This is a genomic window from Streptomyces clavifer, from assembly GCF_036345975.1.
GTDB lineage: Bacteria > Actinomycetota > Actinomycetes > Streptomycetales > Streptomycetaceae > Streptomyces > Streptomyces clavifer.
In genome coordinates, this window is sequence record NZ_CP107793.1 from 576,940 (window position 1) to 591,576 (window position 14,637).

General features: G+C 73.2%; 12 protein-coding genes. 5 read left to right on the plus strand and 7 right to left on the minus strand.

Annotated features, from left to right (window positions below; all coding sequences use genetic code 11):
• Nucleotides 1–47: 47 nt before the first annotated feature.
• Together OG927_RS02420 and OG927_RS02425 are read right to left on the minus strand one after the other, a co-directional pair.
• Complete coding sequence (locus OG927_RS02420) at nt 48–1,388, minus strand: S1 family peptidase (RefSeq protein ID WP_319100242.1); 1,341 nt, start codon at nt 1,386–1,388, stop codon at nt 48–50.
• Between the two features lie 224 nt (nt 1,389–1,612).
• A complete protein-coding gene (locus tag OG927_RS02425) occupies nt 1,613–3,262 on the minus strand; it encodes an IclR family transcriptional regulator domain-containing protein (RefSeq protein ID WP_330319607.1) in 1,650 nt (549 codons plus the stop codon).
• A 237-nt stretch (nt 3,263–3,499) separates the two neighbouring features.
• Between OG927_RS02425 and pcaH the strand changes: the two genes are divergently transcribed.
• Genes pcaH through OG927_RS02450 form a run of 5 tightly spaced genes read left to right on the plus strand, consistent with a single transcriptional unit; the run spans nt 3,500 to nt 8,588 of the window.
• Entirely contained in the window at nt 3,500–4,261 is a 762-nt protein-coding gene (gene pcaH / locus OG927_RS02430) for a protocatechuate 3,4-dioxygenase subunit beta (RefSeq protein WP_124283176.1), read from the plus strand.
• Nucleotides 4,258–4,797, plus strand: coding sequence for a protocatechuate 3,4-dioxygenase subunit alpha (pcaG, locus tag OG927_RS02435; RefSeq protein WP_056792668.1), 540 nt, complete (start codon nt 4,258–4,260; stop codon nt 4,795–4,797). The genes pcaH and pcaG overlap by 4 nt, the downstream gene beginning before the upstream one ends.
• Nucleotides 4,781–6,154, plus strand: a complete 1,374-nt coding sequence (gene pcaB / locus OG927_RS02440) for a 3-carboxy-cis,cis-muconate cycloisomerase (RefSeq protein WP_056792669.1) — start codon at nt 4,781–4,783, stop codon at nt 6,152–6,154. The genes pcaG and pcaB overlap by 17 nt, the downstream gene beginning before the upstream one ends.
• Nucleotides 6,151–7,404 (plus strand): bifunctional 3-oxoadipate enol-lactonase/4-carboxymuconolactone decarboxylase PcaDC, encoded by a 1,254-nt coding sequence (gene pcaDC, locus OG927_RS02445; RefSeq protein WP_330319608.1) that lies wholly within the window; start codon nt 6,151–6,153, stop codon nt 7,402–7,404. The genes pcaB and pcaDC overlap by 4 nt, the downstream gene beginning before the upstream one ends.
• Nucleotides 7,404–8,588, plus strand: coding sequence for a 4-hydroxybenzoate 3-monooxygenase (locus OG927_RS02450; RefSeq protein ID WP_124283173.1), 1,185 nt, complete (start codon nt 7,404–7,406; stop codon nt 8,586–8,588). Before pcaDC ends, OG927_RS02450 begins: the two co-directional genes overlap by 1 nt.
• Nucleotides 8,589–8,670: 82 nt before the next feature.
• On the opposite strand, the gene OG927_RS02455 is transcribed toward OG927_RS02450, so the two are convergent.
• The 5 genes from OG927_RS02455 to OG927_RS02475 form a co-directional block, all read right to left on the minus strand.
• Entirely contained in the window at nt 8,671–10,389 is a 1,719-nt protein-coding gene (locus tag OG927_RS02455; protein ID WP_330319609.1) for an acyl-CoA dehydrogenase family protein, read from the minus strand.
• 44 nt (nt 10,390–10,433) lie between these two features.
• Nucleotides 10,434–11,000 (minus strand): PadR family transcriptional regulator, encoded by a 567-nt coding sequence (locus tag OG927_RS02460; protein WP_330319610.1) that lies wholly within the window; start codon nt 10,998–11,000, stop codon nt 10,434–10,436.
• A gap of 239 nt (nt 11,001–11,239) precedes the next feature.
• The gene (locus OG927_RS02465; protein WP_056792673.1) at nt 11,240–12,169 is read right to left on the minus strand and encodes an oxidoreductase; all 930 of its coding nucleotides are present in this window, start codon (nt 12,167–12,169) and stop codon (nt 11,240–11,242) included.
• A 161-nt stretch (nt 12,170–12,330) separates the two neighbouring features.
• Entirely contained in the window at nt 12,331–13,545 is a 1,215-nt protein-coding gene (manD, locus tag OG927_RS02470) for a D-mannonate dehydratase ManD (RefSeq protein WP_330319611.1), read from the minus strand.
• A gap of 222 nt (nt 13,546–13,767) precedes the next feature.
• Nucleotides 13,768–14,352, minus strand: a complete 585-nt coding sequence (locus tag OG927_RS02475) for an isochorismatase family protein (protein ID WP_330319612.1) — start codon at nt 14,350–14,352, stop codon at nt 13,768–13,770.
• Nucleotides 14,353–14,637 lie beyond the last annotated feature (285 nt).

The window sequence follows — 14,637 nt, forward strand, 5'->3', positions numbered from 1 at the left end:
AGTCACTGCCCAGTGGCCCTCGCTAGAGCTCAGGACCCTCTGCGCGTTCACGTCCAGCTGTGGGAGTACCAGCGGCGGTAGGCCCTTCGCCTCCGGGCCGACCGGATCACTCCGGCGGCCACCGGTACGAGAAGACTCGCGGCGAGGACCAGCAGTCCCGGTGCGAGGGGGCGGATGCCGAGGACGCCGCCGGACGCGGTGGGAAGCCCGGGGCCGCCCGGGGCGGCGGCTCCGGCCGCCGCCGGTGGTGAGGCCTCGCCCCGGGCGTCTTCGAGGGAGGCGGCCGGGGCGGTCAGGCGCACGCCCAGGGCGGACAGGGCCGAGGTCACCGGCTGGAAGTACGTCGTTCCGCCGGTGGTGCAGTCGCCGTTCCCCCCGGACGTCACACCGAGGGCCAGCCCCTGTGCGAACAACGGGCCGCCGCTGTCGCCGGGTTCGGCGCAGACCGTCGTCTCGATCAGGCCGGTCACCGTGCCCTCGGGGTAGTTCACCGTCGCGTTCAAGGCTGTCACCCGGCCGGTGCGGGTCCCGGTGGTACTTCCGCTGCGGACGACCTGGAGCCCGACGGCGGGGTCGGCGGCGGCATCGATCCGCACCTCGCGGCCGCCGCCGATCCCCACGACGCTCCGTGCCCCGGACGGGTCACCGCTCCCGTACGCGACGAGTGAGAAGTCGCCCCCGGGAAAGCTGCCGGCCGTGGTGGTGCCGACCGGCCGGGTGCCCCTCGCGTCCCCGAACCACGCGGTTCCGGGCGGGCCGCAGTGACCGGCCGTCAGGACGAAGTCCCGCCGGCCGTCGGTCACGTTGAACCCGGCGGAGCAGCGTCCGTTGCGGGCGAAGAGGGGAGCGGCGCCGCTGAGCCGGGTGGAGAGGGCGCCCCGGGTCCGCTGCATGTGGACGAAGCTGCCCGTCTCCTCGGCGAGGCCCGAAAGGCGTGACCAGTCCGCGGCGGACACCGTGCTGTCGGCTCGCACCAGGACCCGGTTGGACGCGTAGTCCACCGCCCAGGCGGTTCCGGGCACCCGGGGCGCCCGGCCCAAATCCTGGGTGGCCGACCGGAGGCGGCGCATGCTGTGGCGGACGACCTGGGCCCGCGCGCCCGCCCGTTCGGCCTCCGCAGCGGCTGCCTCGTCGGTCACCGCCACCACCGGGCGGCCGTCGGAGCCGAGCCAGCTGCCCGCCGTACGCGACGGGCCGAGCTGCGCGAGGAGACGCTCGCCGAGGCCGGGAGGTGGCGCGGTGGTGCCTCCGCCGTCCTCCGCCGGGGCCGAGGTACCGCCGGTCGTGGCCCCCGCCGCCCCACTAGCCGTCATCAGACCGCTGCAGAGCAGCGCGCCGACGGTCGCCAGCCTCACCACCCGTTGCAGGCCGCGTCGTACGTGCCTCATCCGTCGCTCCCTCGAACCCGTCCGGACGCGGCGTCACCGGCGCCGGGGACCGTGAAGACCGGTGCCCGCCCCTCGATACGTGGTGGGCGGCCGCCCTGTTCAGCCCGTCACCGGCTGCCCTGTTCAGTCCGTCACCCGCCGTCCTGTTCAGCCCGCCGCCGTACGCGCCCCGGGCGTCCCCCGACGGGCGAGGTCAGGCGGCTCTTCAGGGAGCGGGGAAGGCTTCAGGAGGCGGAGACCCGGCCGAAGCGGCCCACGACGTGCAGGTCCGACTCGATCAGCGCGGCGGCGGCTCGTAGTTCCGGGAGCACCTCGCGGAGGCACGCTGCGACGGTACGGCGGCTGACGTGCATGGCGACGTTGAGAGCGGCGACCGGGGCGCCGGTGACGTCACGGACGGGGACGGCGAGGGAGCGCAGGCCCTCCTCCAGCTCCCCGTCGGCCAGGGCGTGGCCCTCCCGGTCCACCTGGTCCAGCACGGCCGCCAGTTCGGCGGGGTCGGTGAGGGTGTGGGGGGTGAGGGCCCGCAGTGCGGTCCGGCCGAGCCGTTCCGCACGCTCGTCCCGGGGGAGACCGGCGAGCAGGACCCGCCCCATCGAGGTGGCGTGGGCGGGGAAGCGCGTGCCCGTGGTGATGTTGACGCTCATGACGCGTTCGGTGGCTACGCGCGCGGTGTAGCGGATGTCGTCGCCGTCGAGGACGGCCAGGGAGGCCGAGTCGTGGAGGCGCACCACCAGCCGGCCCATGTGCGGCAGGGCGATCTCGGGAAGGGTCGTGCGGGACAGCGGAGCGTGGCCGAGGCCCAGTACCCGCGGGGTCAGCCGGAAGAAGCGGTCCCGCGACGTCACGCAGCCGAGGTGCTCCAGGGTGATGAGGGCCCGGCGGGCGGTGGCCCGGGCGAGTCCGGTGGTCTCGGCGACGGCTGCGAGGGTGAGCTCCTCCCGGCCCTCGCCGAACGCGGTGACGACGGTCAGTCCGCGGGCCAGGGATTCGATGAACTCCGCGCCGAGCTCCTGCTTGGAGGCGGTGGTCCATTGCGCGAGGCCGCCCGGGGCGCGGGCCGGCGCAGCGGGGGCGGCCCCGCCCAGCTCACGCTCCATCCCGGTCGCGGCGGCCCGTGCCCGGGGCAGGACCGTACGCCGCAGGGAGTCCGCGCTGTGGCGGCTGGTGTGACTGACCACGCTCAGGGCGCAGACCACTTCTCCGCGGGGGTCGTGCACCGGGACGGCAACGGCGACCAGGCCCGGCTCGATGTTCTGGTCGTCCACGGACCAGCCGTCCTTCGCGGCCCGGGCCGCCCGTGCCTCGAAGGACGAGGTGTCGCCGTCGGCGGGGCGTGGCGGTACGGCGTACGGGCTCCGGCCCTCGGCCGGGGCGGCGGCCCGGTGCGCACGCCATGCCTGCCAGTCCCGCACGGACCAGCCCGCCGCGGCGAACAGAGGCCCCGGCGCCGTGGATTCGGCGGGTAGCAGGTCGCCGATCCGGAACGACAGGGACATGGCGCGACGCCGTGTGGTCTGGTGCACGAAACGGATGCCGTCCCCGTCGGGCACGGCCAGCGAGACGGACTCGTCGAGCTCCTCGGCCAGCCGTTCGGCCGACGGACCGAGCAGGGCGGGCAGCCGGACGGCGGCCAGATAGGCGTTGCCGAGCTCCATGAGCCGCGGCGCGGCCCTCGCCCCGTTCCCGTCGAGCCGTACGTACCCCATGCGGGCGAGGGTCGCCACGACCCGATCGACTGTGGACCGGGCGAGCCCGGTGGCCCTGACGAGTTCGCCGAGGCTCGCCCCGCCGCCGGCGCCGCTGATCTCGCGCAGTACCGCGACACCGCGCACCAGCGGACCGACGGCCTCGGGGGGACGTGTGTCCGGCATCGGTCCTCCAGGGCGTTGACATGCGTACCGGGCGCACGCACACTCAGGGCGCGCCAGAAATGAACTGTAGTTCACCTGGCGAACATGCGTGAGACGGGAGGCGGTAACCGCCATGGACGAGGTCCAACGCTCCGCCGCGGAGGCGGTGACCGGAGGGCCGCCTCGGGGCGTACCCGGCCACCCTCGAACCGTCGTACGCCGACGGCCCGTTCCCGTCCCGGAAGGTGACACGTCCCGATGATCCCGGACCAGGAGCAGATCAGCGCGGAGATAGCCGCCGCGCACCGGACCGCCTCGGCCGGCGGCGCGGCGCCGCACCACCCGGCCCGTGACTTCGCCCCGTACCGCAGCAGCGTCCTGCGCCACCCGCGGCAGCCGCTCGTCGCAGTGGGCGGCGACCCGGAGGCGACCGAACTGACCGGCCCGGTCTTCGGAGTCACCGACGTCACCGAGCTCGACGCGGACCTGACCCGACGTCACCCCGGTGAGCCGCTCGGGGAGCGCATCACCGTGGCCGGCCGGGTGCTGGACAGTGCGGGGCGGCCGGTGCGCGGCCAACTGGTGGAGATCTGGCAGGCCAACGCCTCGGGCCGGTACGCGCATCAGCGTGACCAGCACCCGGCGCCGCCGGACCCGAATTTCACCGGGGTCGGCCGCTGTCTCACCGACGAACGGGGCGGGTACGCGTTCACGACGATCCGGCCCGGGGCGTACCCGTGGCGGAACCACGTGAACGCCTGGCGCCCCGCCCACATCCACTTCTCGCTGTTCGGCACGGCGTTCACCCAACGCCTGGTGACACAGATGTACTTCCCGGGCGACCCGCTCTTCCCGTACGACCCGATCCTGCAGTCCGTCACCGACCCGGCGGCGCGCGCCCGGCTCGTGGCCGCCTACGACCACGGGCTGTCCAGCCCGGAGTGGTCCCTCGGCTACCGCTGGGACATCGTGCTCGACGGCCCGGCCGCGACGCTTCCGGACCCCGAGGAGAACGCATGAGTCTTCCGCCGACGCCCTCGCAGACGGTGGGCCCCTTCTACGGGTACGCGCTGCCCTTCCCCGGCGGCGCGGACATCGCCCCCGCCGGGCACCCCGGCGCGGTCATGGTCCACGGATACGTGACCGACGGCCACGGCGACCCGGTACCGGACGCACTGCTGGAGATCTGGCAGGGCGGCGGCCTGGCCGGTTCGTTGCGCCGGGACCCGGTCACCGGGGGATTCCTCGGCCGCAACGGTGTGGACTTCACCGGTTTCGGCCGGGTGCCGACGGACGCGGACGGCCACTGGGCCGTGCGGACCCTGCCGCCCTCGGACAGGCCGTACCTGTCGGTGTGCCTCTTCGCACGCGGGCTGATGCACCACCTGTTCACCCGGGCGTACCTCGGGGAGGCCGTGACCGATCCGCTGCTCGACGGGCTGCCGCCGGAGCGGAGGGCCACCCTGGTCGCGGTGCCGGACGGCGAAAGGTCGTACCGGTTCGACATCCGCGTACAGGGCGGGAAGGAGACGGTGTTCCTTGACTTCCACGGATGACGCGGGGCTGTTCGCCCCGGTGTGGGCCGGCAGCCCGGTGGAGGCCGCCACGGGCGACCACGCCTTCCTGCGGGCCATGCTGGACGCCGAGGCCGCTCTGTCCCGGGCACAGGATCCGGCCGCGGGTGCGACGGTCACCGCCGTGGCACGCTCCGGAGAGTTCGACGTACGGTCCCTCGCCCTGCGGGCAGGGTCGGGCGGCAATCCGGTCATCCCGCTGGTGGCGGACCTCAGGGCAGCCGTGCGCGAACGGCAGCCGGAGCACGCGGAGTTCGTGCACCGGGGCGCCACCAGCCAGGACATCCTGGACAGCGCGCTCATGCTCGTCGCGGCACGGGCCCTGGACCTGCTGACCGCGGACCTGGAGCGGACGGGCGAGACGCTGTACGCCCTCGCGGCGGCGCACCGCGAGGCACCGATGCCGGGGCGCACGCTCACCCAGCACGCCGTGCCCACCACCTTCGGCCTCAAGGCGGCGGGGTGGCGTGCCCTGGTGCTGGACGCGCTGGAGCGGACCGTGCGGGTACGGGACTCCCTCCCGGCCCAGCTCGGCGGCGCCGCGGGGACCCTGGCGGCGTTCGGTGACGGAGGCATCCCCCTCGTCGCCGCCTACGCGCGGGAAACGGGTCTCGCCGAGCCCGGACTGCCCTGGCACACGCTGCGCACCCCGGTCGCCGACCTGGGGGCGGCGCTGGCGTTCTGCGCCGGGGCGCTGGGGAAGATCGCCGCAGATGTTCTGGTGCTGTCCCGGACCGAGGTGGGCGAGCTGGCCGAGGGCACCGGCGGCGGCTCCTCCGCGATGCCCCACAAGAGCAACCCGGTACGGGCCACCCTCGTCGCGTCCGCCGCCCGTCAGGTTCCCGCCCTCGCATCGGTGCTGCTGAGCTCGCTGGCCGCGGAGGACGAGCGCCCCGCGGGGGCGTGGCACGCGGAGTGGCTGCCGCTGCGCGAGGCCCTGAGGCTGACGGGCGGCGCGGCCTCCATGGCAGCCGCTCTGTGTGCGGAGCTGATCGTGCGGCCGGACCGCATGCGGGTGAACGTCGGCCTGACGCACGGTCTGACGCTCTCCGAACGCCTGCCGGCCGCGCTCGCCCCGGTGCTGGGCGGTGAGGCGGCCCGCCGGGTGGTGACGGACGCCGCGCGCCGAGCCTCGCAGCGGGGGACGGACCTGTTCCAGGACCCGGAACTGACCTCGCTGCTGTCCGCGGAGTCCCTCCGCGATCTCGCCCGGCCGGACGGGTACCTGGGCTCCGCCCCGGCGCTGGTCGACCGGGCGCTCTCCCGCGGGTGCGGTCCGGTGTCCGGCAGCGGCGCCCCGTCGGACCGCACCCCTCCCAGGACCGAGGACAGCCCGTGAACGCCCTGCTGCACCATCGCGTCGATGGCCCCACCGACGCCCCCGTCCTCGTGCTCGGCCCCTCTCTGGGCACGTCGCTGTCCGTCTGGGACCCCCAGGTCCCGGCGCTCGCCGAGCGGTATCGCGTCGTCCGCTGGGACCTCCCGGGCCATGGCGGCTCCCCCGCGGCCCTGCTTCCCGCCGGGTCGACCGTCGCCGACCTGGGCCAGCTCGTGCTCGGCCTCGTCGACACGCTCGGCGTCGGGTCGTTCGCGTACGCCGGCGTCTCGCTCGGCGGCGCCGTCGGCACCTGGCTGGCCGCGCACCGCCCCTCCCGCGTGGAGTCCCTCGCGCTGGTCTGCTCGTCCGCCCGCTTCGGGGAGCCCGGACCGTGGCTGGAGCGGGCCGGACGGGTACGGGCGGACGGCACCGGCCCGCTCGCCGCGACCGCACCGGAGCGGTGGTTCACACCGGCGTTCACGGATTCCGGTGCGCTCGTCGCCGGTCGTCTCGCCGCCGACCATCTCGCCGTCGATCCGGAGGCGTACGCGGTGTGCTGCGAGGTGCTGGCCGTCCTCGACCTCCGCGCCGACCTGGCCCGGGTCACCGCACCCACCCTCGTCGTGGGCGGCCGGGAGGATCGTGTCACTCCGCCCGCGCACGCCCGCGCACTCGCGGACGGCATCCGCGATGCCCACCTCGTCGAACTGCCCCGCGCCGCACACCTGGCCGGGGTCGAGCGGCCGGGGGCGGTACTGGACGCGCTGCGGGCCCACCTGGGGCTGCCCCGCCCCCGCGGCACGGCCGTCCGCCGTGCGGTCCTCGGGGACGCCCACGTCGACCGGGCCGCGGCCCGGACCACGCCCTTCACGGCGCGCTTCCAGGAGTTCATCACCCGGTACGCCTGGGGCGAGATCTGGGCCGGTGACGTCCTGGACCGGCGTACCCGCAGCTGCATCACCCTGACCGCGCTCGTCGCCGGCGGGCACAAGGACGAACTCGCCCTGCACGTCCGGGCGGCCGTGCGGAACGGGCTCACTCCCGAGGAGATCGGCGAGGTCCTCCTGCAGTCCGCGGTGTACTGCGGGGTGCCGGCGGCCAATTCGGCCTTCGCCGTGGCGGACCGCGTCCTCACGGAACTCACGGAACTCACGGAACTCGGAGAACTCGGCGAGAGCGGAGCGGGCGCGGACGACAAAGGGCCCGGAATGGAACGGCCCGGTGGGCTCGGGAACCGGCCCGGGGACCCCCGCACACGGAAGGACAGCTGATGCACACCACCGTCGGCATCATCGGAGGCGGCCCGGCCGGGCTCCTGCTGGCCAGACTGCTGCACAACGCGGGTGTGGAGAGCGTCGTGCTGGAGCGCCGTGACCGCGCGTACGTCGAACAGCGCCAGCGCGCCGGAATCCTCGAACAGGCGACCGTGGACGCACTGCGCCAAGCGGGCGCCGGTGAACGGCTGGACAGGGAGGGCATGGTCCACGACGGCATCGAGCTCCGCTTCGGCCGCCGTTCGCACCGCATCGACTTCCCCGCACTGACCGGCGGGCGCAGCGTGATGGTGTACGCGCAGACCGAGGTCGTCAAGGACCTGATCGCCCTCCAGCTCTCCGAGGGCGGTCCCCTGCTGTTCGGGGCGGAGGTGACCGGGATCGACGGCGCCGACACGGGCAGCCCTGTCGTGCGCTATCTGCACGAGGGCCGGGCGGAGACGCTGACCTGCGACTACGTCGTCGGTTGCGACGGCTTCCACGGCGTGGCGCGCGACGCCGTGCCCGCGTCGTGCCGGACCACGTACGAGCGGACGTACCCCTACTCCTGGCTCGGCATCCTCGCCGAGGCACCGCCCGTGTACGACGAGTTGGTCTATGCGCACTCCGAGCGCGGCTTCGCCCTCGCGAGCATGCGCTCGCCCTCGGTGAGCCGCCTCTACCTCCAGGTCCCCAACGGCACCGACCCCGGCGACTGGTCCGACGCGCGGGTCTGGGACGAACTCGACGCCCGTTTCGCGACCGACGCGGACCCGGGGTGGAAGCTGGAACGCGGCCCGATCACCTCGAAGTCCGTGCTGCCGATGCGCAGTCATGTCACCGAGCCCATGCGCCACGGGCGGGTCTTCCTGGCGGGTGACGCCGCGCACATCGTGCCGCCGACCGGGGCGAAGGGGCTGAACCTCGCCGCCGCCGACGTGATCGTGCTGGCCCGCGCACTCGCCGTCCGGCAGGAGACCGGATCGACCGGGCTGCTGGACTCCTACTCGGACACCTGCCTGCGCCGGGTGTGGAGGGCGGAGCACTTCTCGTCCTTCATGACGACCACGCTGCACACGGATCCGGCACAGTCGGCGTTCGAGACCCGCCTCCAGCTGGCGCAGCTGGACCGTGTGGCCACGTCGGCCCATGCGGCCGCGGAACTCGCCGAGAACTACACGGGTCTGCCGCTCCCCCGCTGACGGTACGGCAGGCCGGTGATCCGCTCCGCTCCCGGACCGTGGGCCCGGCGGGCCCACGGTCCGCGTGGTCACGATCCCGCGGTCACGGCGCCATCTCGTACGCACCGGACAGGGCTTCGACACGCTCCCAGACGCGCGCCGAGCGGGCCGCGTCGACGACGGGACGGCGGACCGCCCCCAGCGCCCAGGTCTGCTGCGCGGCCGTGGCGGACTCCTTGCCGTGCAGTTCCACGGCATGCGCGGAGAAGTCGCGTACGAGCACGGAGAACAGCTCGTCGAGCACGTCCTGGTCCAGGTCCGTCGCACCGGCCTGCTCCAGGACCAGCTGTCCGTGCACGACCAACGCGAAGAGCTGGCCCACGGAGAGCAGGAAGTCGAGGTCCCGGCCCTGCTCCTCGTCGGGTGCGACCGTGGCGACGAACTCGCAGAGGGCGTCCGCCTGCTCGCGAAAGCGGGCGACGTTCGGCACCTCGGCGTACACGTCGTAGGCGGGCCGCCAGTCGTGGAAGCGTACGGAGCCCAGGCCCCGGGCGGGCCCCTGGCGAAAGAGGAACGCGTCGTCGGCGGCGTCGAGCCGGGTCGGCACGGGTGCGTACTCGGCCGGGTTCAGCAGGTGGTTGCGCATGAATTTGAGGATCAGCGCGAGATTGACGTGGACCGTGCCCTCCAGCTTCGGCAGCCCGCGGATCTCGACGGCTGCCTGAGCGAAGTAGGTGTCCTTCTCGAAGCCCTTGGCGGCGATGACGTCCCACATCAGGTCGATGACCTTCTCGCCCTCCGTGGTCACCTTCATCTTCGTCATCGGGTTGAAGAGCAGGTACCTGCGGTCGTCCGGCCCGGCCGAGCGGAAGTAGTCGACGGCGCGGTCGCTGAACAGCTTCATGCCGACGAGCCGGACGTAGGCGTCGGCCAGCTCGCGGCGCACGTGCGGGAACGCCGTGACGGGGCGGCCGTACAGGACACGGTTGTGGGCGTGGGTGACGGCCTCGTACATCGCGTGTTCGCAGATGCCGATCGAGGCGGTGCAGAGGTTGAACTTGCCTACGTTGACGGTGTTGAGGGCCGCGTCGAAAGCGGCACGGCCGGTGTGCAGGACGTCGTCGGGGCCGACCGGGTAGTCGTCCAGGCGGAACTCGCTGACGTACTTGGAGGAGTCGACGACGTTCTTCACCAGGTGGTACGCGGGGTGGCGGCTGTCCGCGGCGAAGAAGACGTAGCCGTCCGGGCCCTCGACGTCGGTGCGGCGGCCGAAGACGGAGACGAGCCCGGCGGCGTTGCCGTTGCCGATGTAGTACTTGGAGCCGCTCGCCAGGAAGCCGCCCCCACCGTCCGGTTCCAGGAGGAGGTCGGTGGAGTAGATGTCGGCGCCGTGGGCCTTCTCGGACAGGCCGAAGGCGAACACCTCGCCCCGGGAGAGGAGCTCCGCGGCGCGGGTTCGGGCGGCCTTGTTGTCGCTCTGCCAGACCGGTCCGAGGCCGAGGACGGTCACCTGCCACGCGTACCAGTAGTCGAGTCCGTAGAACCCGAAGATCTCGTTGAGTGCGGCGATCCGGGCAGTGTCCCAGCGCTGGTCCTCCCGCCGAGCGGCGGACGAGGGGGTGAGGAAGGTGGCGAAGAGCCCTTCCTCGGCGGCGAAGGCGAGGAAGTCCCCCAGCCAGGCGCGGGAGCGGTAGTCCTCGATCAGCCGGCGCTTGCCGCGGTCCTCGAACCAGTCGACGGTCGCACGCAGCAGCCTGCGGGTCTCGGGGTCGAAGTGCGCCGGGTCGTAGGTGCGCGGGTTGAACAGCAGCGGGTCGGCCATGGAGGTCGCCTTCCGGGGGGTCGCGGGTCGGGGTACGGAGGAGTTCAGAGGCGCGGGTGGTCCGCGCCGATGCGGTGGAGCGTGGCGAGCACGTCGTCGAGCCAGGCGATCGTCATCCGCTCGTACGCGATGCCGCCGCGCAGCACGACGTGCTGCAGCTCCTGGCCGGCGTCGGGCGTCGCGGGGGCCCCCGGCCCGGTGAAGTCACGGAGCTCCCCGGCGAGGTAGTGCGCCAGCCGGTCGCTGTGGACCTGGTGGTGCCGCTCGACCTCGCGGACCAGCGCGGCCGGGTCGTCGAAGGCGGCGCCGCGGATCTTCACGGCGAGGTCGTGGCGCAGGCTCTCGGGTTCGATCGGCTCGTGCAGCCATCGGGAGAGGGCGGCGCGGCCCGGGCCCGCGACGGAGTACTCCCTCTTGTCGGGCCGGCGCTCCTGCGGCACGTCACGGACGTCGAGCAGGCCGTCGCCCTCCATGCGCTTGAGGACGCGGTAGATCTGCTGGTGGGTGGCGGTCCAGAAGTAGCCGATGGACCGCTCGAACCGCCGGGCCAGCTCGTAGCCGGAACCCGGCTTCTCCAGCAGGGAAACGAGGATCGCGTGTTCGAGCGCCATGCCCCGATCGTCCTATGCAACTGGTTGCATAGGCAAGTGGCACCACCCTGGTGAGACACGGCTCACGGCGACGGAGGCCGAGGTCTTACGGCCGTCACCGAGCGCGTCGAGGGGGCCGTAGAGGTGTGGCACGGCCGAGCCCCGGCGACCGCCGACGCGGTCTCGGGTGAGCAGCGTCGGGCGGGCCGGGGCGCGGGGGCGTATCGGCCGCCTGGTGTGTTCCTGGTGCGGCGGGGGCGTCAGATGGCGTCGCGGGCCAGCCCGGTGAGGTCGGCGGATGCGTCCCACAGGGACCGTGCCGTGTCCATGTCCCGGGCACGGGCCGATGTGCGCGCGGACGCCGGGCCTCCCCTTGTCCCGCCCAGGTGGCGGGGGCCGTAGTAGCTGCCGCCGGGCGCTGCCGGCAGGGTCGCCGCGTACAGCGTGGGCAGCGCGCCGGCGGACGCCCGTTGCGTGCAGAGGCGCGTCGCACGCTCCAGCTGCGCCGCCCACGTGCGTCCGGCCAGTCGCGGGCCGGTCTGCCAGAGCTCCGTCGCGGTCAGGCCGGGATGGGCGGCCAGCGCGAGGAGCTGCTTGTCGGTGGCCTGGGCGCGGCGCTGGAGTTCGGCGGTGAAGAGCAGGTTGGCCAGCTTGGACTGCGCGTAGGCACGCCACTTGTCGTAACCGCGTTCGGCGTTGAGGTTGTCCAGGTCGATCCGGCCGACGCGGTGTGCGAGTGAGGAGACGGTCACCACCCTCGACGGGCCCTCCTCGCCGAGGAGGGGCAGCAGGTGGTGCGTGAGGGCGAAGTGGCCGAGGTGGTTGGTGCCGAACTGCATCTCGAATCCGTCGGCCGTGCGCAGCATGGGCAGAGCCATCACGCCCGCGTTGTTGACCAGGAGGTCGAGCCGGCCGTCGACCTCCTTCGCGATGTGGCCGGCGGCCTCGGCCACGGCGGACAGGTCCGCCAGGTCGAGGCGGACGAGCCGGGTGTCCGAGCCGGGCGCGGCGCGGCGGACGGCGTCCAGCGCCGCACGGCCCCGTTCGGGGTCGCGGCAGGCGAGGACGGTGCGGGCACCGGAGCGGGCCAGGGCGAGGGCCGTCACCGCACCGATCCCGCTGTTCGCGCCCGTGACCACCGCGGTGGTGCCGGAGAGGTCGGGCATGTCGTCGAGGCTCCAGGAGTGCATGTGCCACGCCTCCCCCGCGAGCCTCGGCGCACACCCCTGATCACGTCGTTCGTACCCGATCACGTCGTCTCCTGATCACGTCGTACTCAGCTGGTCACCGCGTACGGTCCCGGCTTCGTCGGCCGTCCCGAGGCCCGGGGCCCTCCCTGGCCGGTCGGGGTTCACCAGTCGTGGACGGTGCCGTCCTGGAGGCGGTTGACGGGCAGGTAGGCCGCCTCGTACGGGTGGGCGGCGGCCGCCCTCTCGTCGAGTTCCACGCCGATGCCGGGTGCTTCGCCCGGGTGCAGGTGTCCGTCGGTGAACGTGTAGGCGTGCCGGAACACCTCCTCCGTGAGCGGGGTGTGGCCCGAGTACTCCTGGATGCCGAAGTTGTGGACGGCGAGGTCGAGGTGGACGGCCGCCGCCATGCCGACCGGGGAGATGTCCTCGGGCCCGTGCACGGCGGTCCTGATCTGGTACAGGGCGGCGAAGTCGAAGAGCTTGCGCAGCGGTGTGACCCCTCCGAAGTGGGTGACCGCGGAGCGCACGTAGTCGATCAACTGCTCGGTGATCAGGGTCTGGTAGTCGTACACGGTGTTGAAGACCTCGCCCACGGCCAGCGGTGTGGTGGTGTGGCGGCGCACCAGTCGCAGTGCCTCCTGGTTCTCCGCGGGCGTGCAGTCCTCCAGCCAGAACGGCCGGTACGGCTCCAGGTCCCTGCCGAGCCGTGCGGCCTGGACCGGCGTGAGCCGGTGGTGCACGTCGTGGAGCAGCGGCAGTTCGGCGCCGAACTCCGCACGCACCGCGTCGAACACGGCGGGGACGTGACGGAGGTAGGCGTCACTGTCCCAGTCCTCCACGAGCGGCCGGACCTGCTGGTGGAGGACCGGTGAGCCGTCGCGGTCCGTGCTGTGCACCCCGTAGACGGCCTTCAGGCCGGGGATGCCGGACTGGATGCGGACGGCAGGGTACCCCTCGGCAAGACGTGCCCTGACGGAGTCGAGCAGCTCGGGGATGTCACCGCCGTTGGCGTGGCCGTACGTACGGACACGCTCCCGGCTCGCACCCCCGAGGAGCTGGTACAGCGGCAGTCCGGCGGCCTTGGCCTTGATGTCCCACAGTGCTACGTCGACGGCGGCGAGGGCGGCCATCGTCACCGGTCCGCGCCGCCAGTAGGCACCGCGGTACAGGAACTGCCAGGTGTCTTCGATGCGGTGCGGGTCCACACCGATGAGCAGGGGGGCGACGTGGTCGGTGAGGTAGCTGACGACGGCCAGTTCCCTGCCGTTGAGCGTGGCGTCACCCAGGCCGGTGAGTCCCTCGTCGGTCGTCACTCTCAGCGTGACGAAGTTCCGGCCGGGGCTGGTGACGACCACCGTCGCGTCGACGATCTTCATGCGGATGCTCTCTCCGTGCGGTGGGTGTGACGAACCGGCTCGCCCTCTCGGGACTGCCCACGACGCCAACCCTGCACCACGCGGTGCACCGCCGGTGCGGCGGGGCGGGCAGGTACGCCGCTCCCCCGGGGCGTCCCGTGGGCGGTGACGAGCCGGGGAGGGCATGGCATGCCCTGCGTGGGTGAACCCGGGCGGCTCACCCACGTCGTCGACCCCCGTGTGTCACGGGTGCTCGCCGGACACCTCGATCCCGGCCCGGCGGAAGTCGTCCACGGCCGCGGCGGTCGTGTCCTGGGCGACCCCGACCGCGTAGTCCAGGCGCACACGCGCCCGGAATCCCGCTGCGACGGCGTCCAGTGCCGTGGCACGCACACAGTGGTCCGTGGCGATGCCCACCACGTCGACGTGCTCCACGCCGCGGGCGCGCAACCAGTCGGCCAGGGAGGTGCCTTCCGCGTCCGCGCCTTCGAAGCCGCTCTTGGACGCGCTGTGGGCGCCCTTCAAGAACACCGCGTCGACCTTGCCACCGGTGACGGCGGGGGCGAAGTGGGGGTGGAAGTCACTGCCCTCGCTTCCCGCCACGCAGTGGACGGGGAAGCTGTCCTGGAAGTCGGGGTTCTCGGAGAAGTGCCTCCCGGGGTCGACGTGGTGGTCCCGGGTGGCGACGACGTACCGGTAGTCGCCCCCCGCGCCCCGCTCCACCAGGTCGGCGATCGCCGTCGCGATCTTTGCGCCTCCGGCGACGGGGATGCTGCCTCCCTCGCAGAAGTCGTTCTGCACATCGACGACGATCAGCCCTCGGCTCATCACGCACACCTTTCACTGGGCAACACACGGGAAGAACTGCTGCGGACGTCTGATCGGGCCACCTGCGCCCGGGCTCGTCGCCGTACCCGCGCCGCGGCCGGAGACAGCGCCGAGCAGGGAGGGGAACACGCGACGACGGCGCGGAAGGCCCTTGATCACCTCCGCGTTCTACCGGCTGCCCCGGCCCTCTCGCCCGTCCCGGAGCCGTGGCTCGTCCGGACGGCCCAGGACATTCACCGCAGAATCGATTCGCACCGTGCCGGGGCCACGTCCGACGGTCCCGCC

Excerpts from the sequence above, each read along its gene's own strand:
- OG927_RS02420 (WP_319100242.1), bottom strand. The coding sequence starts at position 1,388 with ATGAGGCACGTACGACGCGGCCTGCAACGGGTGGTGAGGCTGGCGACC.
- OG927_RS02425 (WP_330319607.1), bottom strand. The coding sequence starts at position 3,262 with ATGCCGGACACACGTCCCCCCGAGGCCGTCGGTCCGCTGGTGCGCGGT.
- pcaH (WP_124283176.1), top strand. The coding sequence starts at position 3,500 with ATGATCCCGGACCAGGAGCAGATCAGCGCGGAGATAGCCGCCGCGCAC.
- pcaG (WP_056792668.1), top strand. The coding sequence starts at position 4,258 with ATGAGTCTTCCGCCGACGCCCTCGCAGACGGTGGGCCCCTTCTACGGG.
- OG927_RS02450 (WP_124283173.1), top strand. The coding sequence starts at position 7,404 with ATGCACACCACCGTCGGCATCATCGGAGGCGGCCCGGCCGGGCTCCTG.
- OG927_RS02455 (WP_330319609.1), bottom strand. The coding sequence starts at position 10,389 with ATGGCCGACCCGCTGCTGTTCAACCCGCGCACCTACGACCCGGCGCAC.
- OG927_RS02460 (WP_330319610.1), bottom strand. The coding sequence starts at position 11,000 with ATGGCGCTCGAACACGCGATCCTCGTTTCCCTGCTGGAGAAGCCGGGT.
- OG927_RS02465 (WP_056792673.1), bottom strand. The coding sequence starts at position 12,169 with ATGCACTCCTGGAGCCTCGACGACATGCCCGACCTCTCCGGCACCACC.
- manD (WP_330319611.1), bottom strand. The coding sequence starts at position 13,545 with ATGAAGATCGTCGACGCGACGGTGGTCGTCACCAGCCCCGGCCGGAAC.
- OG927_RS02475 (WP_330319612.1), bottom strand. The coding sequence starts at position 14,352 with ATGAGCCGAGGGCTGATCGTCGTCGATGTGCAGAACGACTTCTGCGAG.